The organism is Acinetobacter seifertii (assembly GCF_016064815.1).
Lineage (GTDB): Bacteria > Pseudomonadota > Gammaproteobacteria > Pseudomonadales > Moraxellaceae > Acinetobacter > Acinetobacter seifertii.
The window spans coordinates 1,105,091-1,131,232 of record NZ_CP065820.1; the positions used below are offsets into that span (position 1 = coordinate 1,105,091).

Genomic DNA, 26,142 nt, shown 5'->3' on the forward strand with positions numbered 1-26,142 from the left:
AGCTTAGTTTTTAAAAGCGAGAGTAGAGTATGCGCGGTTTATATCTCATTACCAATGATGACCCAATCCAATTATTATTAGAAAAACTAGATGTCGCGCTCGCAACCCGTCAGGTCGCAATTTTACAGTACCGCCGTAAAAAAATAGAAAAAACTGACCAGCCTGCTGAAGTTGAACAGATCAAGATATTGTGTGAAAAATATCAGGTTCCTTTTGTCATTAATGATGACCTAAAACTGGCCGCTCAGTTTGGTTTAGGTGTGCATTTAGGACAAAGTGACGGTGAAATCACAGATGCAAAATCGAAACTTCCTGAAGGTGTCATTATTGGCCGTACTTGCCTCAACTCTTTAGACCTTGCTCAAAAAGCAATTGCCGATGGCGCAACTTATGTTGCCTTTGGTGCTGTGTATGCAACTGCCACAAAACCAGAAGCAGGCAATGTCGGTATTGAAGTCATTAAACAAGCAGCAGCTCAATATGATTTACCAATTTGTGCGATTGGTGGTTTAACTGTTGAAAACTCAAAACCTGTGATTGAGGCTGGAGCTGACCTCTGCGCAGTCATTAGTGATATATTAGGTCGATCAACTGCTGAAATTCCTGCCCGTGTACAAGCGTGGGCAAAATTATTTTCTTAAGCTTTCAAAATTATTTTTTAGATATTTAAGACGAGCATTTCCATGAGTTTATCTCCAAAGCAAGAACAGTTATTTAAACAAGCCAGCAAACACATTCCTGGTGGTGTGAACTCTCCAGTACGTGCCTTTAATGGCGTTGGAGGAACACCAGTTTTCATCGAGAAAGCTAAAGGTGCCTATTTGTGGGATGTGGATGGCAAGCGCTATGTAGATTATGTTGGCTCTTGGGGACCGATGATTTTGGGCCATGCTCATCCAGAAATTATTAAAGCGGTACAAACAGCAGCAGAAGATGGTTTAAGTTTTGGTGCACCAACCGTACACGAAACGACTTTGGCAGATATTATATGTGAAATCATGCCATCAATTGAATTAGTACGTATGACCAACTCTGGTACAGAGGCGACCATGACCGCTATTCGTTTAGCGCGTGGTTATACTGGACGTGACAAAATCGTGAAGTTTGAAGGTTGTTACCATGGACACTCTGACTCACTTTTAGTAAAAGCGGGTTCGGGTTTACTGACTTTAGGCGAGGGTGAGCCAACTTCAAAAGGTGTTCCAGTCGATTTTGCTAAACATACTTTAACGCTGCCTTATAATGATATTGCTGCATTAAAAGAGTGTTTTGCCAAATTCGGTCATGAAATTGCGGGTGTTATTATTGAACCTGTAGCGGGCAACATGAATATGGTGAAACCAATTGACGGTTTCTTACAAGCCATTCGTGATATTTGTGATGAATATAAATCTGTATTTATTATTGATGAAGTAATGACAGGTTTCCGCGTTGCTTTAGGTGGTGCTCAGTCAGTTTATAACGTTAAACCTGACTTAACGACTTTGGGTAAAATTATTGGTGCGGGCTTACCTGTAGGTGCGTTTGGCGGTAAGCGTGAAATCATGGAATGCATCGCACCTTTAGGTGGTGTATACCAAGCGGGAACTTTATCTGGTAACCCACTTGCTATGCGTGCGGGTATCGAGATGTTTAAACATTTACGTCAACCTGACTTTTACAGCAAGTTATCTGCTCAACTTGAAAAGTTACTTGCGGGTTTACAAGCCGCGGCTGATGAAGCAGGTATTCCATTTAAAACTCAGCAAGCGGGCGCAATGTTTGGTCTTTACTTTACCGATCAAGAAGATATTACAAGCTTTGACTCTATGTTGGCATGTGACATTGAAGCTTTCAAAAAGTTCTTCCATGGCATGTTAAAGCGTGGAGTAAACTTAGCGCCATCGGCATTTGAAGCAGGCTTTATTTCATCTGCTCATTCTGATGAAGATATCGAATATACGATTCAGGCTGCAAAAGAAACATTCGCCGAAATGAAGTAAGCAAAAAGGCCCGTTTTAAACGGGCTTTTTAATTTGAGCTATTTTTATATTTGTAGAGAACAATGTTTTATCCCTTACCTCGAAAAATCCAGTTAGCCGCAAGTACTTCAAATTGGCCTATTGAATCTAAGCATAGCATCTTGCTCATGGTTGGATTAAATGAACTTGAAAATGACACTGACTGGATGAACCAGCCATTAGCTGATCATTTAGAAATGCTAAGCAAAAGAGCACAGGCACTCGAAATTCCAGTCATGATGATTCAGTCATCTCAACTTCAACCGGTCATGTTACAGCTTGGGCAACAATTGTCATCAAACACTCAAGCACAAGTGATAATAGCTGGAAATTTATCCCCGTTGTTTAAGCAAGTGATGCAGCTTGTTTTATCCATTACAGATTATGTAGCTGTTGTAAATGATGCGATCTTGGCAGGTAGTTTAGAGCAGCATATACAATGGATTGAAAAAATCAGTTTTGACTCCATTCAACATATAAATACACAGGCTTTAATGCGCTTATGGTCTTTAAGTGCACCATCGTCACAGGTGTTGTCCGATAAAGGAATTTTATTGGCAGTTGCTGAGCAGGTGGGGCGGCATCCAATGGAAATTCATCCTGAAATAGATTTAAGAAACTATGGTTTAGATGCTGTAGGAGTCAATTATCTGGTGGAGTTATGGCGTGCGAACGGTGCGAGTCTAAGCGCTGAAGAGCTGATGCAAACACCTACCTTGCAACATATTATGCAGTTATTGAAGCACTAATCGGCTTTAGCCATAAAGTGAATCATAATATTTGCAAATTCTGTCGTTAATTTACCCGAACGGCATTGTAATTCGGACGTAAGCTTTTTATTATTGCCCGCTTGTTTTTCATCTTGCCTTGGGAATACAACTTTGAGTGATTTTCTAAGTGAACATCTGATCTATCGTGATGATGATTTTATGGTGATTCATAAACCTTCGGACATTTTGAGTGTGCCAGGGAAAGGTGATTTACATGACAGCGTTTTGACAAGACTGGTGGCAATTGAACCACGAACTTTGCTCATTCACCGCCTTGACCGTGATACCTCGGGTATTTTGGTTTTTGGGTTATCTAAGCGTGGACAAAGTGCGATTGCACGCCAATTTCAAGACCGTCAAACCTCGAAAATATATGAAGCGTTAGTCGCAGGCCACCTAGACGGCGAAGGGACAGTTGATATTCCTGTAGTCTATGACCCAAGTCGACCACCTTTACATATTGTCGATGCTTCTCATAACAAACCTGCTTTAACACATTGGCAGGCGATTGAACATTTCCAGATTCAGGGGCAACCAGTTACGCGTGTCAAATTAACACCGATTACCGGGCGTTCTCATCAACTCCGTGTACACATGCAATATCTGGGACATCCGATTGTAGGTGATACATTGTATGCAACACTGGAACAATTACTTGTTCCTCGTCTGTGCTTGCATGCTAAACAGTTAAGCTTTAATCACCCTGTTACAGGGGAATCATTAACGTTTAACTGTCCTGTACCGTTTTAATGTAAAAACTTTCAATGAGTAATTTTTGTAGCGAAACAATTTAATTGGTTTCTGCTGCAAAATTTTGCTTTAAAGACTACATAAAAAGATGCAAAAATAAGCTAATTTGCATCGTACAATATGTAGTGCGAACTTGAGAAAAAGGTGGAAAAATTGCAGCAGTATGCTATTGGTCAACGTTGGCTATCAGATACAGAGACTGAGCTCGGTTTAGGCGTTCTTATTGATGTAGATGAAAGATCTGTCAGCATTTTATTCCCCAAAAGTGATGAAACGCGTGTCTATGCACGTAACAACGCACCGTTGTCTCGCATCATCTTCAACAAAAATGATGAAGTTCAAGATCAAGAAGGCCAGAAGTGGATTGTTGAGACTGTTGAAGACCGCCATGGTGTTTTGCGTTATAACGTTGTTCGTACTTTAGAAAATGGCGAACAAGAACGTAAAGCGCTCAATGAAACTCGTATTGGTGCACAAATTCAGTTATCAAAACCTTTAGATCGTTTACTGGCAAGCCAGATCGATTATAAAGAATGGTATGACCTACGCATTGAAGCAATGCTGATACAATCGCAAATGCAAACCAGTCCTTTGCGTGGCTTGGTTGGTGCACGTGTAGGTTTAATTCCTCACCAACTTTATATCGCACATGAGGTTGGTAAGCGTTTCGCACCGCGTGTTTTACTAGCCGATGAAGTTGGTTTAGGTAAAACAATTGAAGCTGGTTTAATTATCCACCAACAGCTTAAAACTGGTCGTTCAGAACGTATCCTCATTTTAGTCCCTGATTCACTGCAATATCAGTGGATGATTGAAATGCGTCGCCGTTTCAACTTGCAATTTTCTCTGTTCGACTTGACCCGTACTGCATCTATTAAAGAACATGATCCAGAGCTTAACCCGTTCTTGACTGAGCAATGCATTATTGCCAGCGTAGATTTGATGGTGGACCATGACGATTTGCGTGAGCAAGCATTAGAAGCTGGTTTCGATTTACTCGTTGTCGATGAAGCGCATCATTTAATGTGGAGCGAAGAAGAAGGCGGCAATGATCGTTACGATTTAGTTGAAGAACTTGCTGAAAATACAGCGGGTGTATTGTTGCTTACAGCAACACCTGAACAGCTTGGTGTAGAAAGTCACTTTGCACGTTTACGCTTGTTAGATCCACAGCGCTTTAGCAGTTTAGAACGTTTCTTAGATGAAGAAGCGCAGTATCAGCAAACTGCTCAAGTTGCAGAAGTACTTATGTCGGATGAACCTTTAACTCAAGAGCATTTAACTGCTTTAGAAGGTTTATTGGGTCATTCAATTGAAGATCAGCCTGAACAACGTTTCAGAGCGATTCATGAGTTGTTAGACCGTCATGGTACAGGTCGTATTTTATTCCGTAATACGCGTGAAGCGATTCAAGGCTTCCCAGGGCGTGATTGCCAACCAGCACCTTTGCCAGCGCCAGAAGACTGGTCAAAAGACGGTAAATTACGTGAGCAAATGTGGCCAGAAGAAGCACAACTTGATGGTTCATGGATGCAAGATGATCCACGTGTGCCATGGTTAATGGAAATCTTGCGTAAAGAACTTAAGCACAAAAAAGTTCTTTTAATTGCACGTAGTGGTCCTGTTGTTGAATCTTTAGAAAGTGTACTTCGTTTGCATGCTGGTATTCGTACTGCAATGTTCCATGAAGGCATGAGTCTACTTGAGCGTGACCAAGCGGCTGCTTACTTTGCAGAAGAAAGCTATGGTGCTCAAATTCTACTATGTTCTGAAATTGGCTCAGAAGGTCGTAACTTCCAGTTTGCAAGTGATCTGATTTTATTTGATTTGCCTGCAAACCCAGACGTTTTAGAACAACGTATTGGTCGTTTAGACCGTATTGGTCAAGAAAACCGTATTCAAATTCATGTACCTTACTTAATGGGCACTGCTCAAGAGCGTATGTTCCGTTGGTACAACGAAGCGTTGAATATTTTCAGCAATATTTCTCCGACAGCTCAAACGCTGCAAGAGAATTTTATTGTTGAATTAAAAGACTGCTTACTTTCAGACCAAGGTCAAACCTTTGAAGATTTACTCGAAGAAGTCAATGTTCAACGTCAAGCTTTAGAAACAGAGTTACAAGCTGGTCGAGATCGCTTGCTTGAATACAACTCATGTCGTCCTATCGTTGCACAAGAAATTGTTCAAGCTTTAGAAGACTACGATGACAACACAACATTACCTATGTTTGTGAAGCGCTTTATGTCTTCAACTAATATTGATTTTGATGAGCAAAGTAACGGTACTGTGATTATTCGTCCGACAGACCAAATGCAAGTGCAAGGTTTGGCATTAGACGAAGAGGGCATGACTGCGACGTTCTATCGTGATCAGGCGCAAATGCGTGAAGATGCTCAATATCTGACTTTAGAACATCCGTTCATTGAAAGTGTCATGGAAATGATCCGTACACAATCATTTGGTAGTACTAATGTTGCTGTTCTTAAGTCAAACGCATTAAAGCAAGGTTCTGTATTACTTGAAGTTTGGTTTAAAGTTGATGTAGTTGCACCAAAATCTTTGAACTTGCCATCAAGCTTACCGAAACAGCTCATTCGCGTGTTGTTAAGTGAAAATGGTCAGGACTTATCTGAAAAGATTGATCCAACCATTTTAAAACCATATTTGCATCATTTAGATGGTAATAGCTGTCGCCAAGTGGTTAAAGCTCGCCGTGAAGTGATTGAAGAGCGCTATAGACAAGCGCTTGATATTGCTAAAGTCGGCTTGCCACAGCTTCAACAGCAGGCAAAAGAGCATTATGGTAATAAATGGCAATACGAGATTGACCGTTTAACGTATTTGAAACAGTTCAACCCAAGTATTCGTCAAGACGAAATTGAGCGCTTACAGAAGTTGCAAAAAGAAGGCTTGAGCTTACTCGATGGCTTAACAGTAACTCCTGAAGCAATTCAGGTACTTGTTGTTGTTAAACCATAAATAATGAGTCATAAAAAAGCGCCTTTAAGGCGCTTTTTTATTGAATAAATTTTAATTAAATCATTCTGGCATCTTTCAATTCTAATTTTAAATAGGCATAAAAGATTGGTGCTGCAATCAGGCCACCTAAACCAAAAATTGACTCAAAAATTAACATTGCCAATAAAATTTCCCATGCATTGGCATTAATTTTATGTCCAATAATTTTCGCATTAATAAAATATTCTAACTTATGTACTAATACGAGATAGAGCAGCGCAACACCTGCTAAACCCAATGAAACCGTAAGCGCAGCAATAAATGTGAGCGTATTTGAAATTAAGTTGCCTAAAATCGGAATTAAACCAAACAAGAAAGTAAGAATGGTTAATGTTTTAGCGAAAGGGAGATGAACACCCCAAATCGGCAATATTACAAAAGCAAATAAGATAAAGAGCAGTGTATTAATTGCCGAAATTTTAATTTGGGCAAAAACGACATTTCTAAAAGAAATTGATAACTTTTGAATACGTTGGATGAGTAAAGACTTAAATACAGGCTGTGGTGTACGACGGTGAAAGCCATGAATCGCCACCAAAATACCAATAATAAGGCCCATAATCATCGTTACAAAGTTATGTAAGATATCGGAACTGGCATTTTTTAATGTGGTCACGTTATCTTTCATAAATGCAAAAATTTCATCTTTTAGTTCTGTAACACTATCTGGAATATAACCTGGAAGATATTTGCCAATTTCAGTTTGTAAGTGTAATAGCGTTTGATCGACTTTATTGTTGATATTATGGATACCTACACCTTTTAAGTCATAAACGACAAAGCTAATTAAACTTGTAATGAAAAAGGCGATGAGTGAAACCGTGATAATACTCAATAAAATACTAATAAAAATGCGGGCTCTTTGACCATCAATATAACGTTCAACAATAGAGCTTAAACTAATAATAATTTCATAAATGAGAAAGCCAGCAAAAAAGCTTGCTAAGAGATGCAAGGGGATAACCGAAAGCAAAAAAATGCCCATCAGAATATAGCTTGCAATCAGGCTTTGACGATTACTCAAACTTTGCATGTGAATCCCTAAATATCGTGGGGAAATATGGGTATATATTGCTAGAATAATAATTACTTATACTCTTGCATGTTGGTTGCTTCAATCTGTGAATTATATTTTTATCAAGAAATAACTATGTCTGTATAAAAAATGGCTTGTACAATTACAAACCATTTTATGTTGATCTTATCGTATCTTTGCTTCGTCTAGATGACGAGCACCTTCTAAAATCATTCTTATCATGATCATAGTTTGTTCAGCGACTTCCGCACGTTGATGAACTGGAAGATCAATCACCTTAGCACCCATATGAAATACAAGTTGCGTAATTGCTTTTGCAACAAGTTCTGGATGGTATAGGTGATTGTTATTTAAACGCTCTAGGCGGATTAAATCTTCTTGTAATTCTTGCTGGAAAAAGTTGAGCTGACGGTCTACCGCAGCTTTATAAGAAGCTGAACCTGTAAAGCCTTCGCGTAACAACAGACTTAAATTACCTTCGTCTGCATCAAGCTGTTGAAGAAAAATTTCTACAGAACTACGAATAATGCTGTCTTGGAAAGAGGCACGTAAACGAGCCTGACGAATAATCTTACGTAAAACGATACCTGCGCGGTCAATCAGTGAAATGGCTAACTCATCAATATCTTTAAAGTGACGATAAAAGCTATTAGGTGCAATACCAGCTTCCCGTGCGACTTCGCGTAAACTTAATGAGGCGATACTTTTTTGAGGACCGATCAGGTTAAGAGCGGCCTGAAAAAGTTCGTCTTTCGTAATCGTCGCTTTTCTTCCAACAGAACGCGTTGCTGTTTTTATTTCAATGACATCTTGTGAAGAGGCTGTGTCATTTTGGCTCTGAGAAAGTGAGGTTTGGGTCATGCTTTTCAATATATTCTTAAACTGTCTGGATTATAGCGTTAGACAGGTAACTTGTGAAATTGTAATTAAAAGTACGGGTGTATATACAAATATATATACATGTGTATAATAATTAAAAAAGAGCGACAGAGCCCTCAGTTATGCAAGCAATCGAAAAGAGAAATTCTCTATTCAATTCATTAACACAAGCTGTATTTGACAAAAATATAGCGAGTTTCTGGCTACAAAAAATAAATCCTTTATGGTCTGTACAGCACGGACTAGTTCAAATTGTAAAAAAAGAATTCGTGGCTCATGACACTGTGAGCCTTACTCTCAAATGCAACCGTTTGGTCAAAACGGGCGCAGCAGGTCAGCATCATCCTGTTATTGTTGAAATTGCCGGCCGCCGTTACGAACGTACTTATAGCTTGACGCAAATCGATGCTGAGCACTTACGTTTAACAGTTAAAAAAGTTGCTGATGGTATTGTCAGTAACTGGTTTATCGCTGAAAGTAAAATTGGCGATATTTTTGAGCTTGGTCAACCTTATGGTGACATGCAACAAAATATTCAGACACCGAAATTAATTATGTTGGCTGCAGGCAGTGGCATTACACCAATGTTGAGTTTAATTACAGCAATTAAGCAAAGCCAGCAGTTAGAAAAAGTACAAGTTCAGCTTTTATATTGGGTAAAACAGCGCTCTGATGCTGCTTTTACAGAATATTTTGAGCAAGTGGCTGAACAAAATCCAAACTTTAGCTATCAGGTGTTCTATACGCAAGAAACACCTAATGATGAGCGTTTAAATGCTGAACATCTTGCGTTAGTTGATGATATTGAAAACAGCACGGTCTACGCATGTGGTCCATCTGGCTTTGTTTCAACTGTCGAAGAGCTTTTTGAACAAGCACCAGCCGTACTGACTGAAGCTTTTAGTTTAACTAATGAAAGTTCTGCAGATGATGTTGGTTATGTAAATGTCACATTAACCCAGTCTAATAAAGTGATTGCAATTCCTAAAGGCCAATCTATTTTAGTCAGCCTTGAGCATGAAGGGCTTAAGCCAACACATGGTTGCCGTATGGGAATTTGCAATAAATGTGTTTGTAGTAAAGCGGAAGGTTCTACCCGTAATTTACTAAACGGTAGTCAAAATACTGAACCAAGCCAGTTACTTAAGATTTGTGTCAACTCAGCACAATCCGATCTAGTTATTGATCTTTAAGAGAGAACTCTGATGAATATGCCAGTGAAAGTCGAATATTTTAAAAATCCTAAAAATCGCGATTTGACTCCAGCAGAGCTTGAAGCATTTGCAAAAGAGCTTGATCAGATCAAACAAGAAGTATTGGATGATTTGGGTGAAAAAGACGCTAAATATATTCGCCGTGTCTATGCCGCAGTTCGTTACAGTGGTCTTTTAGGTCGTGCTTGTCTATTTGCTGGATGGTTTCCGCCAGCATGGGTTTTAGGTACAGGTCTATTAGGTTTCTCTAAAATTATGGAGAACATGGAACTTGGTCATAACGTGATGCACGGTCAATATGACTGGATGAACGACCCTAAGTTTAATGGTCAAACTTATGAGTGGGACACAGTAGGTACATCTGATAACTGGCGCCAAACGCATAACTATAAGCATCATACCTATACCAATATTAAAGGTGTTGATGATGACATTGGGTATGGCTTGCTCCGTTTATTCCCAGAGCAACGTTGGAAACCAGGTTTTTTACTCCAACCTGTTTATAGCATTCCGTTTTGTTTATTGTTCCAGTGGGGCGTAGCAATTCAGAATCTTGAAATTGGTCGTGTTCTTTACAAACGTAAGACTAAAGCCAAATTTTTAGAAGAGTTAAAACCAGTTAATAAAAAAATTGGTAAACAACTTTTTAAAGACTATGTGTTCTTCCCATTAATTGCAGGGCCCGCAGCGTTGCCTGTATTTACTGGAAACCTAGTTGCAAATGGTCTGCGTAATATGTGGACATTTACGATTATTTTCTGTGGTCACTTTACAAAAGATGCAGAGGTATTTCCAAAGTCTGTTTTACAAGAAGAAAGCCGTGGACACTGGTATATGCGCCAAATTCGTGGTTCTTCAAACCTAAAAGGTTCAGAAGCATTACATATTTTAAGTGGACATTTGAGCCATCAGATTGAACATCATTTATTTCCTGATGTTCCAGCACGCCGTTATCGTCAAATGGCTCCAAAAGTTGAGGCTGTATGTGAAAAATATGGTATTAATTATAACAATGCGAGTCTGGTGAAACAGTTTGGACAGGTTGTAGGTCGTATCTTTAAATATGCTTTACCTTTTAAAAAATAAGTCAAAAAGCCCTGAAATTTCAGGGCTTTTTTTATTTCTTCTTAGAAATCCACATTGTAATGACCGCATGAAATACTTTGTCTTTATGAGTATCGTAAACATCTACACTTACTAAATATTCTCCTGCTTTTTCCCAGTCATAATCAGTTTGTACAGGCGTCGCAATAGCGATGAGATCTGTTTCTGCCTTTTTTAAATATTCAACAGTCATACCTTTGGGAATCCAGCGGTGTGTAGAAGGGACGGTAACTTCTGTCATAGTCCCACCTGCGAGTTCTGCCATATTGCACATGGCAATTGCGTGGACTGTCCCAATGTGGTTAAGGACAGAGCGCTTTTTCTTAATAGAAATTTCGCAATAGTTCGGTTTTAACTCAATAAAAAGAGGGGAAATGCTACCGAAATAAGGCGCTTTTAGACATAGCATACGAGAGAATGTCCACTTTCCTTTAGGAAAAGCAGTCACTTTTTTCCAAAGTTCTAAGGTGGTTGCCATGATTTTCACTTCCTATAATTTTAAATACAGAATATTATTCTGTTAAAGAATATGGTTCTGTTTACAAATAGACGTCAAGTCATTCAAAATATCTCCGATGACTGGTTAGAGAATACAAAATGGTATCTGCTCAAAACTTATTAGAACGTTTGTATCCCGGAAGAAGGGCTGCTTTAAAACGACAAATATTGTTAGATGCTTTAATATGTTTTTTAGAGCATGGCATAGAAACGACCAGTATCGAAATGATTCGTGCCAAATCAGAAACGAGTGTTGGAGCGATTTATCATCATTTTAAAAATAAAGAGGGTATCGTCGCGGCATTATTTTTTTCAGCTTTAGATGACCAAACGGTTCTAAGAGATGAATACTTAAAACAGGCCAAAACGCTACAAGACGTGGTATTTTCTTTAATTCATAGTTATGTGGACTGGGTAAGTGAGCAGCCTGAATTTGCAAGATTTTTAAATTCAGCACGTTTTAACATGATGAAAGGTGAAGAACACCAGCAGCTCGTCCAAAGAAATAAGAACAGAAACCAAAATATATTTAGCCAGATTGCAAATTTTGAAGAATTTAAAGCATTAAGTTTAATTCCAAATGAGCTTTTACTTTCATTGGTGATTGGTTCTACAGAGAGCTATTGTCGTGCGTGGTTATCACAACGTGTAAAATCCAACCCTAAAGTTTACAAAGATGTGTTAGCTAAAGCAGCGTGGAGTTCATTGCAGGATTTGCGTTTAAAACCTTAATATTTAGCAATAAAAAAACCGCATTCTTTATGCGGTTTTTTAGTTTGAAAGATAAATTATTTAAACTGGATTGAACCGTTTGCATTAACAGTAATTTTAGATTCACCAGCTGCCATATCTTGAGCCGGTGCAGCTTCTGCCATAGCAAATTTAGCCATGCTGGCACGCATTACGGGTTGAGGGAAATAATTGTTAGTGTTCAAGTTTAAATTGACCAACGTATATTGGTTTTTATTCCATGCTTGAGTCAACATTTGAGCACGTTGTTGGAAGTTTTTAGATGCTTCTACCATCAACTCATTTTCAACTTTTTTACGTTGTTCGTCAGAAACCGTAAAATTAATCGATTGAGTTTGGAAGTTTTGCTGTAATTCGTTCACTAACTGGCTAGCGGCTTTAAAATCTTTACTTTCAAGACGAATTTCTGCACGACCACGCCATTCTTTTAACTTATTGCTATCGTTATCGTAAATTGGATAAGTGCTTTGAGCACCAGTTTCCACTTTTACTTGCGGGTATTTACGAGAAGTTGCAAGCGCTTGATTCATTAACTGGTTAATTTGATTTGAAAGTTCAGCAGGCTGCTTGTTACTTTTTTCAATATACAAAGTGGCATGCATTTCATCATTAGATACCTGACGAGAAGCTTCAGCTTGTACATTTACAATATTGTAGTGAAGGGTATTATCATCTTGGGCAAAAACCATAGGGCTGAGTACCGTACCAAGTAGAAGAGTAGATATTGCTAAAGTACGCATAAATTTATCCTTTAAAAATTAATATAAATTTAATTTTTTTCATTAAGAAATGTTAAACATAAGTTATGCATAACTTTGGCAGATTTTGTGGGGTATTTGTAATATTTAAATCATTTTTTTTAATTTTTGGTAAGAATAAAAACTATAAAAAATAAAAGCTTAAAATTAAAGTGTTTCAATGTAACTTAAAGAATCAAACTAATATAAAAAAAGAATATTTTCTTTAGGTTGTCACATAGTATGATGATAATTCATCATAACTATTGGGATAATACATATTTTCAATAAGATTAGATGAGTAAAGTACACAAAAGACGTTTTTTTTCTTGCAAAATTAGGTATCATCGCGCTCCTAGTTACAAGATATAAAATATGTGTCTTCGCTAGTTCTATAAAGCACCGAGTCAAAGGACCAAAAGTCACCAGACTTATTTCTTTCTACCCTTATCAGAGATGGTAATCCGATATGAGCGTTACTTCTGTCAACCCTGCCGATAATGCTACCAACGAATATTATTTGACTCGCCAAAGTCAGATGGAATCGAATGTTCGTAGCTATCCACGTAAATTACCGTTAGCGATAGCGAAAGCACAAGGCTGCTGGGTTACTGATGTTGAAGGTACACAGTACCTTGATTGTTTAGCTGGGGCAGGTACATTGGCTTTAGGTCATAATCATCCTGCGGTGATTCAAAGTATTCAAGACACATTGGCAAGTGGTTTGCCATTGCATACTTTAGACTTAACCACACCTTTAAAAGATGCGTTTACTGAAGCGTTGTTAGCATATTTACCAGGCGGTAAAGAAGAGTACTGCTTACAGTTCTGTGGTCCTGCTGGTGCAGACGCGACTGAAGCAGCGGTTAAACTTGCTAAGACTTACACTGGTCGTACTTCAGTAATCAGTTTTTCTGGTGGTTATCATGGTATGACCCATGGTTCACTGGCAATGACTGGTAACTTAAGTGCGAAAAACTCGGTTAACGGTTTAATGCCAGGCGTACAATTCATGCCATATCCGCATGAATATCGCTGCCCACTTGGTTTGGGTGGTGAAGCTGGTGTTGATGCTTTAACTTACTATTTTGAAAACTTTATTGAAGATGTTGAAAGCGGTGTAACAAAACCTGCTGCTGTAATTCTTGAAGCAATTCAAGGTGAAGGCGGTGTTGTTACTGCTCCAGTAAAATGGTTGCAAAAAATCCGTGAAGTGACTGAAAAGCACAACATCGTTTTAATTTTAGACGAAGTTCAAGCTGGCTTTGCACGTTCAGGCAAAATGTTTGCGTTTGAACATGCAGGTATTGAACCTGATGTTGTTGTAATGTCTAAAGCAGTAGGTGGTGGTTTACCGCTTGCAGTATTAGGTATTAAACGTAAATTTGATGCTTGGCAACCTGCTGGTCACACCGGTACTTTCCGTGGTAACCAACTTGCTATGGGTACAGGCCTTGTCGTATTAAAAACGATTAGCGAACAAAATCTTGCTCAAAATGCGCAAGAACGTGGTGATTTCTTACAAGCTGAATTGAAAAAATTAGCTACTGAATTCCCATGTATCGGTAACGTACGTGGCCGCGGTTTAATGATTGGTGTTGAAATCGTTGACGAGCGTAAACCTGCTGACCGTATCGGTTCTCATCCTGCTGACTCTCAGTTAGCGGCTGCGATCCAGACTGCTTGCTTTAACAACAAGTTATTGCTTGAAAAAGGTGGTCGTAACGGTACAGTAATTCGTTTACTTTGCCCACTTATCATTACTCAAGAAGAGTGTGTGGAAGTAATTGCCCGCTTTAAGAAAGCAATTGCAGAAGCATTGGTTGCAGTACGAGGCGCGTAAGAATGGTGGATTTTGCAGAACATCGTAAAGCGTTACTCTGCAATGATGCACAATCCATTGCTGACTATGAGTCAGCAATGGGCGAAGCGGTAAAAGCCGTTTCAGCATGGTTGCAAAATGAAAAAATGTACACAGGCGGTAGCATTAAAGAATTGCGTTCAGCAATTTCTTTCCAACCTTCAAAAGAAGGTATGGGTGTACAAGAATCACTTCAACGTATGATTGAGCTTTTCTTAAATAAAAGCTTGAAAGTACACCATCCACATTCATTAGCGCATTTACACTGCCCAACTATGGTGATGAGCCAGATTGCGGAAGTGTTAATCAATGCAACTAACCAGTCTATGGACTCATGGGATCAAAGCCCGGCAGGTTCATTAATGGAAGTTCAGTTAATTGATTGGTTGCGTCAAAAAGTAGGTTATGGTTCTGGTCAGGCAGGTGTATTTACTTCTGGCGGTACTCAATCTAACTTGATGGGTGTGTTGCTTGCTCGTGACTGGTGCATCTCGAAAAACTGGAAAGACGAAAATGGTAATCCATGGTCTGTACAGCGTGATGGTATTCCAGCTGAAGCAATGAAAAACGTCAAAGTCATTTGTTCTGAAAATGCGCATTTCTCTGTGCAAAAGAACATGGCAATGATGGGCATGGGCTTCCAGTCAGTTGTGACTGTTCCTGTGAATGAAAATGCTCAGATGGATGTTGATGCTCTCGAAAAAACGATGGCACATCTTCAAGCTGAAGGCAAAGTTGTTGCTTGTGTTGTTGCGACAGCAGGTACAACCGATGCTGGTGCAATTGATCCATTGAAGAAAATTCGTGAAATCACAACGAAATATGGTTCATGGATGCACATCGATGCTGCGTGGGGCGGTGCACTGATTTTGTCAAATGACTATCGTGCAATGCTTGATGGTATTGAGTTGTCTGACTCGATTACCCTCGACTTCCATAAGCATTACTTCCAAAGCATTAGCTGTGGCGCGTTCTTGTTGAAAGACGAAGCGAACTACCGTTTCATGCATTACGAAGCTGAATACTTGAACTCTGCTTATGACGAAGAACATGGTGTACCAAACCTTGTATCTAAGTCATTACAAACGACTCGTCGTTTTGATGCATTGAAATTGTGGATGACAATTGAATCACTAGGTGAAGACCTTTACGGTTCAATGATTGACCATGGTGTAAAACTGACTCGTGAAGTTGCAGATTACATCAAGGCAACTGAAGGTTTAGAGCTTTTAGTTGAACCACAATTTGCTTCAGTATTGTTCCGCGTTGTTCCAAAAGGCTACCCAGTTGAGTTTATCGATAGCTTGAACCAAAACGTAGCAGACGAATTGTTTGCACGTGGTGAAGCAAATATCGGTGTAACAAAAGTGGGTGATGTACAGTCATTGAAAATGACAACATTAAGCCCTGTTGTGACTTTCGAAAACGTTAAAAACCTTTTAGGTCAAGTATTGGCTGAAGCTGACCGCATCAAAGATGCGATTGCTTCTGGTAACTATGTACCACCAATCGACTAATTAAGTTGATAACAAAAAAAGCTCGGTTTATTGCCGGGCTTTTTTATTGCATATTATTTTTATTAAAAGTGTGCATCACAACAGAAGGAAATGCACAAAACATGCATATTTTCAAAAAACAAAAATAATTATGCATGATTTATGGGGAGCAAATTTCTTATTGTATTGGTATGTTCACGATATTTTGGGTCGGATTGATATATCAATATCGTACTTACTTTAAATAATCCCGCTTTAACTGAAAAAAGTAAGTGGCTGTAATTACAATTAAGACAAGGAAGAAGAAATGCAACAAGCGAATATGCTCAATGAATTTAAACTCATTATTGGCGGTCAACTTTGTTCAGGTGAGCAAGGTGAACTAGAAATTCTAAACCCTGCTACTGGCTTAACTGCTGCACGTTGTGCAAAAGCATCAGTTGCACAGGTCAATCAGGCAGTGAGTGCAGCTAAACAGGCATCTAAAGCTTGGCAGCAAGTTTCTCATGATGAACGTAAGTCAATCTTGAACAAGATTGCAGATGGCATTGAAAAGCACGCTGAAATGCTTGCAGAGTTGGTTGTGCTTGAACAAGGTAAGCCACTCGCACTTGCGCAAATGGAAGTGCAGGGTGCAATTGGTTGGACGCGTTATGCGGCTGCTATGGATTTACCTGTAGAAGTCATTGAAGACAGTGAAACTAAGCGTATTGAGCGCCACCGCCAACCATTAGGTGTAGTGGCTTCAATTACGCCATGGAACTGGCCACTCATGATTGCGGTTTGGCATATCATGCCTGCTTTACGCGCGGGTAACGTTGTTATTAGCAAACCTTCTGAATACACACCACTATCAACTTTACGTTTATGTGAAATCATTCAGCAAGAAGTTCCTGCTGGTGTTATTTCAATTGTGGTTGGTGCTAGTGAGATTGGCGAAGCGCTATCTTCTCATCCAGATGTACAAAAAGTCGTGTTTACGGGTTCAACTCGAACAGGTCAGCACATTATGGCTGGTGCAGCTCAGCAGTTAAAACACTTAACTCTAGAGTTGGGTGGTAATGATGCTGGTATTGTATTGCCAGATGCAAATATCGATGAAATTGCAGCCAAGATTTTTAACATGGCGTTCTTAAACGCTGGTCAAACATGTGCAGCCTTAAAGCGTCTATACGTGCATGAAAGCCAATATGAAGCTTTATCGCAAAAGTTAGCTGATATTGCCAATGCTCAAGTTGTGGGTGATGGTATGGCGTCTTCTACCACATTTGGCCCAGTACAAAACCAAATGCAATATAACAAGGTAAAAGCTCTTATTGCAGAAGCGATTGAACAAGGTGCAAAAGCACTTTCTGGACAACAACAGCTACCAGAGCAAGGCTACTTTATTGCGCCAACTATTTTGACTGAAGTTTCTGACTCTTGCCGCGTGGTACAAGAAGAGCAATTTGGTCCAGTGTTGCCTGTTTTAAAATATACAGATATCAGTGATGCAATTGCTCGTGCCAATGACAGCGAGTTTGGTTTAGGTGGCTCAATTTGGTCTTCTGATATTAAAGCTGCTCAAAATTATGCTACTCAACTTCAATGCGGTACTGTTTGGATTAATACCCATGCAGAAGTCCTGCCTCATGCACCTTTTGGTGGCTGGAAAATGTCTGGTATAGGTGCTGAGTTTGGTTTGGAAGGTTTGCTTGAAAATACGATTGGGCAAACGGTTCATATCAGTAAAGTCTAAATATTAATTTTAAGGCGGATCTAATATCCGCCTTTTATTTTCATTCATAAGGTAGAAAAGCTTGGCTTGCTTATTGGGAGTGATGATAGCTCATACTCTTAGGTTTGATTAAAAAATGATTCTGTTCTTTGATTTTTTTTAGAACAATGTAAGACTTTATGTGACCTATAAAATTATAAGAAAGTAACCTTTCAGTCACAAATTGAGAAAGCTGTTCTAAGTTTTCAGCAACAACTTTTAAAATAAAATCTGCATCACCACTAATTGAAAACGCATCTTGAATATTATCTTCGGCTTCAATCAATTCTTGAAAAGCTTGCTGTGACTTTGCCTCGTGTGTTCTTAAATTAATGTGAATCATTGCTGTCACTTCCAGTCCTAGCGCCTGCTGCTGGATGCGCGCGGTATAACCTAAGATTATGCCTTTTTGCTCAAGTAACTGTCTTCTTCTAGAACATTGCGAAGCAGATAAACCGATTAAATCTCCTATTTCCTGATTGGTGAGCCGTCCATTCTTTTGTAGTGCTTGAATGATTTGCCAGTCGAACTTATCCATTGCATAAAATCCTTTTATGATACACAAATCATGTATTTTTATTAAAATGCGTTTTCATTATGCACGAAATCTAAAAGGTAGATGAAATATTATTTTTCTATGGAATAAAAATTGGTCTCAAAGGATATAGAGCAATGTTCATAGAAATCGGTGACTTTTTAAATCTTCGTTTAAAACAAATGGGTATCCAACATCTCTTTGGTGTACCTGGTGATTTTAACCTCTCATATCTAGAACAAGTTGAAGCAGACCCACAACTCGAATTTATTGGAAATTGTAATGAATTAAATGCTGCCTATGCAGCAGACGGTTATGCACGAATTAACGGTTTTTCTGCCTTGGCAACCACTTATGGTGTAGGTGACTTAAGTGCGATTAATGGTATTGCAGGTGCCTACGCAGAAAATGTACCTCTTATTCATATCTCAGGAATTCCACCGTTACATGCAGTTCAAAGGGGTACTCTCATACACCATACGCTTGTCGATGGTAACTATGACAATATTATGAACTGTATGAAAGAGTTTACAGTTGCCCAAACTCGTTTAACTCCAGCAAATGCAGCCTTTGAAATTGACCGTGTATTACGTCAGTGTTTCCTTGAACGCCGTCCTGTACACATTCAACTACCAGGCGATATTACCCACGTTAAAATTGAAGTATCTGAGCGTCCCCTGGACTTAAGCTACCCAGCTGTTGAACCTGAATTATTACAAACTGTGGTAAAAAAACTTTGTGACATTATTGAGAATGCTCAAAGCCCAGCACTTCTTATTGATAATGAAGCTTCAGTTTTTGGTGTAACGTCGCTTTTAAATGATTTATCTCAAAAATGCTCGATTCCATTTGCAGGTATGAATACTGCAAAAAATATTATGGATGAAGGCTCACCTCGTTATATTGGAACTTATGTAGGTGGGGCAAGCCAGCCGCATGTGAAAAATATCATTGAACAATCCGACTGTCTAATTGGTATTGGTGCACGTTTTACCGATGTGGGTTCAGCTGTATTTACTCATCAAATTGAAACCAAGAACTACATCGAAATTAAATCTTATGGCCTAAATATTTTTGGTCAGGATTTTCCAGGTATTGAGATTGGACAATTACTTGTTGAGCTAAATAAAAAAGTTGCGCCACGTAAATCGTCAACACCTCTTCTCGAAAAACAACCTCAGAAAGTAGTTGAAGCTCCAGCTCAACAAAAACTAAGCCAAGATGTGCTTTGGAATTACATTTCAGGATTCTTAAAAGAAGATGACGTGATTATTGGTGAAGTCGGGACATCAAACTCTGCTTTGTCGGGTATAAAGCTGCCTGCTACAGCTAAATATATTGCACAGCCGCTTTGGGGTTCTATTGGTTACACCTTACCAGCTTTGCTTGGTAGTTTGTTGGCTGCTCCAGAACGCCGTCAAATTTTATTTATTGGCGATGGTTCTTTCCAGCTTACCGTACAAGAACTCTCTACCATTATTCGTCACGGTTTAAAACCAATTATTTTCTTGTTGAACAATGGCGGTTACACCATTGAACGATTAATTATGGGTGAAAATGCTGCCTATAACGACGTGCAAAACTGGAAATACACTGAAATTCCTGCGGTATTTAACGGTAAGAAAGGTCATACCACTTATGTGGTTGAAACCGCAGGGCAGTTAAAGAGTGTTTTAGACAACGTTCAGCAAAATGACCAGTTAACTTTTATTGAATTAAAACTACCAGCAATGGATGCACCAGTAAGTTTGAAAAAATTTGCTTCTGTGATTGCGCGTTTTGACTACGGCGATCGTGGCTACGAAATTTTAAAGGAGCGTTCCCAACCAGTTAAATGTAAGGATGCAAGCTCGTTTTAAATAGAAGATAGGACAAGTCTTCTCAAAATTAAATGGACTCATATTAAAGCAACTTATGTCCGAAGGTCGGTTTCTGATCTTCGGATGTAGTGCTGAATAAAGGTGTACAGGAAGTGACACCAACATTGGAGATAATGTTATGGATGCAAACAATAAGCACGAGTTAAAACAAGGCTTATCCAATCGGCATATTCAACTCATCGCACTCGGAGGAGCGATCGGAACAGGGTTATTCTTAGGTCTTTCACAAACAATTAAATTGGCTGGTCCTTCAATTTTATTGGGATATGCAATTGCAGGAATTATTGCCTTTTTAATTATGCGCCATTTAGGTGAAATGGTTGTTGAAGAACCAGTGAGTGGTTCTTTTAGTTATTTTGCGAACAAGTATTGGGGCAAAATGGCTGGTTTTATGTCTGGTTGGAACTATTGGGTGTTGTATGTACTAGTGAGTATGGCCGAACTGAGTGCTATTGGTACGTTTATCCAATTTTGGTGGCCCGAAATTCCGACATGGATGACTGCATTATTTTTCTTTATTTTAATTAACGGCATTAACTTGGTAAATGTCCGCTTTTTTGGGGAATCCGAGTTCTTATTTTCCTGCATTAAAATTGTTGCCATTTTAAGCATGATTGGCTTTGGTGCTTATCTATTATTTTCAGGTTCAGCAGGTCCGCAAGCAGGTGTTGCAAATTTATGGCAACACGGTGGTTTCTTTCCGCATGGTATTCATGGCTTTATTATGGCCTTGGCTGTCATTATGTTCGCATTTGGTGGCTTAGAGCTTATTGGTATTGCGGCGGCAGAAACGAAGAAACCAGAAACAACAATTCCAAAAGCAGTAAATCAAATTGTATATCGCATCCTGATTTTTTATATCGGTGCAATTGGTATTCTTTTATGTCTTTACCCTTGGAATATGGTTGCAGAAGGTGGTAGCCCGTTTGTTTTAATTTTCCAGTCACTCAACAGTAATGGCGTGGCAAATGTTCTTAACTTTGTGGTCTTAATTGCTGCTATTTCGGTTTATAACAGCTGTATCTATTGTAATAGCCGCATGTTGCATGGTTTAGCAGAGCAGGGTAATGCTCCTGCAATTTTGAAGAAAGTAAACAGTCGTGGTATTCCAGTTCCGGCAGCAGTTGTGTCTGCATCAATCACAGCTGTATGTGTGGTAGTGAACTACTTAATTCCTGGCCAAGCGTTTCAGATCTTTATGATGTTGGTTGTGGCAGCACTTGTCATTAACTGGCTTATGATTTCAGTCACACATTTGAAATTTACCAAAGCAATGAAATTGCAACGTCGCCAAACTAAGTTCCAAAGCATTATGAGTCCATGGAGTAATTATTTAACCATTAGCTTTGTATGCTTTATTCTTATTATTATGGCGATGACGCCAGATATGAGATTGGCTGTTATTTTAGGGCCTATTTGGTTGGCGGCTTTAGCTATCATGTATTTCTTGAAGTACCGTAAAAAAATGGTCGCAATGCCAGAAGTGCAATCAAACTAATAAGCTAAATTTACAGTGATATTGCGGTTATCTGACAAAGAGCAGATAACCGTTTATCTTTTTGTCATAATATTTTCATGTTTGAGCGAAATAATTTTTCAAAATAAATATGACATGTAAAAAAATAAAAAATGGGTTAGTAAAATAATTTTGTAATCTCAATTCATTAAGTTTTTATAATTTAAGCATAATTATCAATTTGTTGATTTGAGTGTTTGTCATATTTAAGATTAAACTTGAGTGCGAGCTACCTTGTAAAATAAGATTAAATAATTGATATAAAATAGAATTAGAAATATGACAGTCCCGATTTTAAAAATCATTAAAGCGTCATAATACTGTAACTTATTTGTCATATTTTCTATTCACAATGCAGCTATCGAAGAGCGTACAAGCACTAAACAAAAAGTGACGTACAACCTATTGCATTAATGAGAGAGAACAGAATGCGCTTAAATCCACGTCAAATCGCAATTGCGTTAGCAGTAACTGGGGCCGCTGTAACTACGACTGCAAATGCAGCTCGTGATACGATTCAAATTGCTGGTTCTTCAACTGTATTACCGTTTGCCAGCGTTGTAGCTGAAGAGTTTGGTAATACATTCCCTCAATTTAAAACTCCTGTTGTGGGTTCTGGTGGTTCTTCTGCTGGTTTAAAGCAGTTCTGTCAAGGCGTTGGTGACAATACAATCGACGTTGCAAACGCTTCTCGTAAAATTAAAAGCACTGAAATTGAAGCTTGTAACAAAGCTGGTGTAAAACAAATTCAAGAAATCAAAATTGGTTATGACGGTATCGTATTCGCGTCTAGCTCACACAAAGCAGCTTATAAATTAAAGCCTTACCATGTGTTTGCTGCTTTAGCTGCGCAGTTACCTTCAAAAGGTAAATTGGTTCCAAACCCATATACAAACTGGAACCAAATCGACAAATCACTTCCTAACGAACCTATTACGCTTGTAATTCCTGCGTCTAACCACGGTACGCGTGAAGTTTTCCAAGAGAAAATGGTTGATGCTGGTTGTGAATCATACGAATACTTCAAAAACTTAGATAAAGACGCTCAGAAGAAAGCATGTTCGACTTTCCGTAAAGACGGTCGTGTAATTGAAATTGCTGGCGACTATACAGAAACTTTAGCTCGCTTAAAAACTTCTCCAAGTGCGGTAGGTGTGTTCGGTTTAAGCTTCTATGACATGAACCGTGACAAGTTACGTGTAGCATCAGTAAATAACGTACTTCCTTCTGAGAAAACTGTGTTAAACGGTACATACCCTGTATCTCGCCCATTGTTCTTCTATGTGAAAGGCGAACACTTAAAATCAGTTAAAGGTTTACCACAGTATGTAGAATACTTCCTAAGCAAAAAAGCGACTGGTAAAGGTTCTAAAGCTGAGCGTGACGGTTTAATCGCAATGTCTGATGCAGAACGCGCTAAAGTCTTGGCTGACTTTAAAGCAGGTAAAACTGTTAAATAATTTGTTTTGAATAGGGGCTGGTGATCCCAAGTGATCATCAGCCTTTTTGTCTAACACGTTTTTCCCAAATTATGACAATTGAGAAAACAGTGGAGAATACATGAATCTGCTACTTATCGGTGTGTTGTTAGCCCTTGTGGCAATTGCATATCAACTTGGGCTAAGAAAGAGCCGCCACCTAGCAGGTAAGGGAAGCAACTCGGCGACACTACATTCTCGTCCTGGTTATTATGGCGCACTGGTTGGGCTTTGGTGCGGTATCCCTGCTTTTTTAATTTTGATCATTTGGAACTTGGTTGAGCCAAGTATTTTAAATCATATTATCTTTAATAATGTTCCTGCTTCTGTCGCTGCATCTCTAGATGAAGCAGCAAGAAGTGTTCTTGTTGATCGAGTTCAATCGATTGCTTCAGGTTTTGGGGTAAGTGATCATCCGGAAGCTTATGAGTTGGCTGCGGCTCAGCAATATGCAAAATTTCAAACTATTGGCTCTTTTGCCAAATTTGCTGTTGTTGTTTGTGCTGCCTTACTAGGCTTGGTCTGGGCAAAGAAAAAAATCAATCAAGAATATCGCGCTCGTAACCAAGTTGAACGTGCCATTAATGTTGCTTTAATCCTGTGTTCTGGTGTTGCAATTTTAACCACTATCGGCATTGTAATGTCGATGTTTGGTGAAGCAATGCACTTCTTCCATTTTGTAAGTCCAATTGACTTTTTCTTTGGAACTGAATGGAACCCAGGTTTTAGTACTTCAGGTAATGCAGAAGGTAGCTATGGTTTATTACCATTACTATGGGGTACGCTCATGGTCAGTGGTATTGCCTTATTGGTTGCTGTACCAGTTGGCTTAATGATTGCTATTTATTTAGCTGAATACGCATCTCCATGGTTACGCTCATGGGCAAAACCAACCATTGAAGTTTTAGCGGGTATTCCAACGATTGTTTATGGTGTTTTTGCCATGATGGTTATTGGTCCATTCTTTAAAGCTGTTGGAGCTCATATTGGTATCGAAATTAACGCAACCAGTGCTTTGACTGCAGGTTTCGTAATGGGAATCATGATTATCCCATTTGTTTCATCTTTGTCAGATGACATTATTACACAAGTACCTCGCGCACTTCGTGATGGTTCACTCGGGCTTGGGGCAACAAAATCAGAAACAATCCGCCAAGTGGTTTTACCGGCAGCTCTACCGGGTATTACTGGGGCATTTTTATTGGCTGTATCGCGTGCCGTAGGGGAAACCATGATTGTGGTTTTGGCAGCGGGAAACAGTCCACTTCTACATGCAAATCCGTTTGAAGCTGTTTCGACAGTTACAGTAACTATCGTAAAACAGTTAACTGGCGATACCGATTTTGCAAGCCCGCAAGCCTTGGTGGCATTTGCACTGGGTTTAACACTCTTTGTGATTACCTTGGGATTAAACATTGTTGCACTGTACATTGTGCGTAAATACCGTGAGCAATATGAATGAGTACATCAAATACATCGTCTCCTATGGATCAGAACGTATTTGATCCACAAGCTGCTGCTCAGGCACGTGATCGCCGTAAAAAAGTGATTGAAAAATCATTGGCGAAGCGTCACCGTAAAGAAAAAGCTTTCCGTATTGCTGGTTTATCGGCAGTTGTTATTGGTCTTGCATTCGTTGCGCTATTGTTCGGTAGTATTTTGGCAAAAGGTTTACCAGCATTTTGGCAAACCAGTATGAATGTTCCAGTTTACTTTGACCCTAAAGTGATTGATGCGGGTCCTGTGCCTGTTCGTACTCAGGGTGAAACACCGGCGCATTACCAAGAACGTTATGTCGATTGGCAAACAAAAATGGGTATGGTGGATTGGGATAGCCTGATCGTAAATGGTATGGTTGCTAAAGACCCTTCACTTGAGTCACAGCGCGATTCCTTACGTAGTCTATATGCAAGTTCTGAAGCTTATCGTTTACGTGACATGGTATTTGCTGACCCATCGCTGATTGGTAAAAAAGAGAACCTTACTTTCTTGGGTGATGCTAACGTAGACGTATGGTTAAAAGGCAACATTGACCGCTCATTACCAGATGACCAGCAACAGCTTGACCCGGAAACTCGTAAGCTTGCAGATGATTTGAAAGCAAAAGGTATTCTCGAAAATACATTTAATACCAACTTATTTACAAATCCGGACTCTCGTAGTTCACCAGCAATTAGTGGTCTTGCAGGTGCATTCATGGGCTCGTTATTTATGATGCTAATTGTGATCATTATTTCGATCCCAATTGGTGTAGCGAGTGCTATTTATCTGGAAGAGTTTGCACCAAAGAACTTTCTTACAGACATTATTGAAGTCAACATTAATAACCTTGCAGCTGTTCCTTCAATTGTGTTCGGTTTGCTTGGTGCAGCCATTTTCATTGGCTGGATGCACTTGCCATTATCGGCTCCGTTTGTTGGTGGTTTGGTACTAAGTTTAATGACATTACCAACAGTCATTATTACAACACGTGCTTCTTTAAAAGCTGTGCCACCATCAATTCGTCAAGCTGCACTTGGTTTGGGGGCTTCAAAAGTACAAACCGTTTTCCATCATGTTTTACCTTTGGCGATGCCAGGGATCATGACAGGTTCAATTATTGGTGTTGCACACGCCCTTGGTGAAACTGCGCCGTTACTTTTAATCGGAATGAGTGCATTCGTTGCAAGTATTCCAACAACTCCATTTGATCAAGCAACTGCTTTACCTGTTCAAGTTTACTTATGGCAGGGTAATGAGTTGCGTAACTTCTTCGAAGGCCGTACTGCTGCTGCGATTATCGTACTTCTTGCATTAATGATTGGTTTAAACAGCCTTGCAATTTGGTTACGTAAAAAGTTCGAAGTGCGTTGGTAATAGAG

Annotated in this window: 21 protein-coding genes; 16 read left to right on the top strand and 5 right to left on the bottom strand. The window is 39.2% G+C overall.

Annotated elements, in window-relative coordinates; genetic code table 11:
* Positions 1–29 precede the first annotated feature (29 nt).
* From thiE to rapA, 5 genes are all read left to right on the top strand, one after another.
* Positions 30–641: a thiamine phosphate synthase gene (gene thiE / locus I8T81_RS05245; RefSeq protein ID WP_198072272.1), complete on the top strand. Its 612-nt coding sequence runs from the start codon at positions 30–32 to the stop codon at positions 639–641.
* A 42-nt stretch (positions 642–683) separates the two neighbouring features.
* Complete coding sequence (hemL, locus tag I8T81_RS05250; protein WP_151761850.1) at positions 684–1,982, top strand: glutamate-1-semialdehyde 2,1-aminomutase; 1,299 nt, start codon at positions 684–686, stop codon at positions 1,980–1,982.
* A gap of 62 nt (positions 1,983–2,044) precedes the next feature.
* Positions 2,045–2,749, top strand: a complete 705-nt coding sequence (locus I8T81_RS05255) for a phosphopantetheine-binding protein (RefSeq protein ID WP_198072273.1) — start codon at positions 2,045–2,047, stop codon at positions 2,747–2,749.
* Positions 2,750–2,881: 132 nt separating this feature from the next.
* A complete protein-coding gene (locus tag I8T81_RS05260) occupies positions 2,882–3,520 on the top strand; it encodes an RluA family pseudouridine synthase (protein ID WP_198072274.1) in 639 nt (212 codons plus the stop codon).
* Positions 3,521–3,664: 144 nt separating this feature from the next.
* On the top strand, positions 3,665–6,502 hold the full coding sequence (gene rapA / locus I8T81_RS05265; RefSeq protein WP_198072275.1) for an RNA polymerase-associated protein RapA: 2,838 nt from the start codon (positions 3,665–3,667) through the stop codon (positions 6,500–6,502).
* A 55-nt stretch (positions 6,503–6,557) separates the two neighbouring features.
* Here the strand turns inward: rapA and I8T81_RS05270 are convergent, their stop codons facing one another.
* Both I8T81_RS05270 and fabR read right to left on the bottom strand, forming a co-directional pair.
* Positions 6,558–7,574: an AI-2E family transporter gene (locus I8T81_RS05270; protein ID WP_004700095.1), complete on the bottom strand. Its 1,017-nt coding sequence runs from the start codon at positions 7,572–7,574 to the stop codon at positions 6,558–6,560.
* Positions 7,575–7,742: 168 nt separating this feature from the next.
* Positions 7,743–8,438 carry an HTH-type transcriptional repressor FabR gene (gene fabR, locus I8T81_RS05275; RefSeq protein WP_004700096.1) on the bottom strand — a complete coding sequence of 232 codons (696 nt, stop codon included), beginning with the start codon at positions 8,436–8,438 and terminating at the stop codon, positions 7,743–7,745.
* 140 nt (positions 8,439–8,578) lie between these two features.
* On the opposite strand from fabR, the gene I8T81_RS05280 reads away from it, so the two are divergent.
* On the top strand, positions 8,579–9,649 hold the full coding sequence (locus I8T81_RS05280) for a ferredoxin reductase (protein WP_198072276.1): 1,071 nt from the start codon (positions 8,579–8,581) through the stop codon (positions 9,647–9,649).
* A 12-nt stretch (positions 9,650–9,661) separates the two neighbouring features.
* On the top strand, positions 9,662–10,756 hold the full coding sequence (locus tag I8T81_RS05285; RefSeq protein WP_004700103.1) for a fatty acid desaturase family protein: 1,095 nt from the start codon (positions 9,662–9,664) through the stop codon (positions 10,754–10,756).
* A gap of 31 nt (positions 10,757–10,787) precedes the next feature.
* Here the strand turns inward: I8T81_RS05285 and I8T81_RS05290 are convergent, their stop codons facing one another.
* Entirely contained in the window at positions 10,788–11,252 is a 465-nt protein-coding gene (locus tag I8T81_RS05290; RefSeq protein WP_049065389.1) for a hotdog fold domain-containing protein, read from the bottom strand.
* Between the two features lie 119 nt (positions 11,253–11,371).
* Between I8T81_RS05290 and I8T81_RS05295 the strand changes: the two genes are divergently transcribed.
* Positions 11,372–12,004 carry a TetR/AcrR family transcriptional regulator gene (locus I8T81_RS05295; protein WP_004700108.1) on the top strand — a complete coding sequence of 211 codons (633 nt, stop codon included), beginning with the start codon at positions 11,372–11,374 and terminating at the stop codon, positions 12,002–12,004.
* Positions 12,005–12,060: 56 nt separating this feature from the next.
* Here the strand turns inward: I8T81_RS05295 and I8T81_RS05300 are convergent, their stop codons facing one another.
* On the bottom strand, positions 12,061–12,762 hold the full coding sequence (locus I8T81_RS05300) for an SIMPL domain-containing protein (protein ID WP_134261946.1): 702 nt from the start codon (positions 12,760–12,762) through the stop codon (positions 12,061–12,063).
* A gap of 466 nt (positions 12,763–13,228) precedes the next feature.
* Between I8T81_RS05300 and I8T81_RS05305 the strand changes: the two genes are divergently transcribed.
* From I8T81_RS05305 to I8T81_RS05315, 3 genes are all read left to right on the top strand, one after another.
* Positions 13,229–14,602: a diaminobutyrate--2-oxoglutarate transaminase gene (locus I8T81_RS05305; RefSeq protein WP_198072277.1), complete on the top strand. Its 1,374-nt coding sequence runs from the start codon at positions 13,229–13,231 to the stop codon at positions 14,600–14,602.
* A gap of 2 nt (positions 14,603–14,604) precedes the next feature.
* The gene (locus tag I8T81_RS05310) at positions 14,605–16,137 is read left to right on the top strand and encodes a pyridoxal phosphate-dependent decarboxylase family protein (RefSeq protein ID WP_068933598.1); all 1,533 of its coding nucleotides are present in this window, start codon (positions 14,605–14,607) and stop codon (positions 16,135–16,137) included.
* A gap of 286 nt (positions 16,138–16,423) precedes the next feature.
* Positions 16,424–17,854, top strand: a complete 1,431-nt coding sequence (locus tag I8T81_RS05315; RefSeq protein WP_198072278.1) for an aldehyde dehydrogenase family protein — start codon at positions 16,424–16,426, stop codon at positions 17,852–17,854.
* A 70-nt stretch (positions 17,855–17,924) separates the two neighbouring features.
* On the opposite strand, the gene I8T81_RS05320 is transcribed toward I8T81_RS05315, so the two are convergent.
* Positions 17,925–18,410 (bottom strand): Lrp/AsnC family transcriptional regulator, encoded by a 486-nt coding sequence (locus I8T81_RS05320; RefSeq protein WP_004700117.1) that lies wholly within the window; start codon positions 18,408–18,410, stop codon positions 17,925–17,927.
* Between the two features lie 134 nt (positions 18,411–18,544).
* Here I8T81_RS05320 and I8T81_RS05325 point away from each other — a divergent pair, with 134 nt between their 5' ends.
* The 5 genes from I8T81_RS05325 (at position 18,545) to pstA (ending at position 26,137) form a co-directional block, all read left to right on the top strand.
* The gene (locus I8T81_RS05325) at positions 18,545–20,266 is read left to right on the top strand and encodes an alpha-keto acid decarboxylase family protein (protein ID WP_198072279.1); all 1,722 of its coding nucleotides are present in this window, start codon (positions 18,545–18,547) and stop codon (positions 20,264–20,266) included.
* A 139-nt stretch (positions 20,267–20,405) separates the two neighbouring features.
* On the top strand, positions 20,406–21,785 hold the full coding sequence (locus I8T81_RS05330) for an amino acid permease (RefSeq protein WP_019457717.1): 1,380 nt from the start codon (positions 20,406–20,408) through the stop codon (positions 21,783–21,785).
* Positions 21,786–22,231: 446 nt separating this feature from the next.
* Positions 22,232–23,263, top strand: a complete 1,032-nt coding sequence (locus I8T81_RS05335; protein WP_004707648.1) for a substrate-binding domain-containing protein — start codon at positions 22,232–22,234, stop codon at positions 23,261–23,263.
* A gap of 100 nt (positions 23,264–23,363) precedes the next feature.
* Positions 23,364–24,743 (top strand): phosphate ABC transporter permease subunit PstC, encoded by a 1,380-nt coding sequence (gene pstC, locus I8T81_RS05340; protein WP_039254447.1) that lies wholly within the window; start codon positions 23,364–23,366, stop codon positions 24,741–24,743.
* Positions 24,740–26,137 (top strand): phosphate ABC transporter permease PstA, encoded by a 1,398-nt coding sequence (pstA, locus tag I8T81_RS05345; RefSeq protein WP_004700128.1) that lies wholly within the window; start codon positions 24,740–24,742, stop codon positions 26,135–26,137. The genes pstC and pstA overlap by 4 nt, the downstream gene beginning before the upstream one ends.
* The last annotated feature ends 5 nt before the right edge of the window (positions 26,138–26,142 follow it).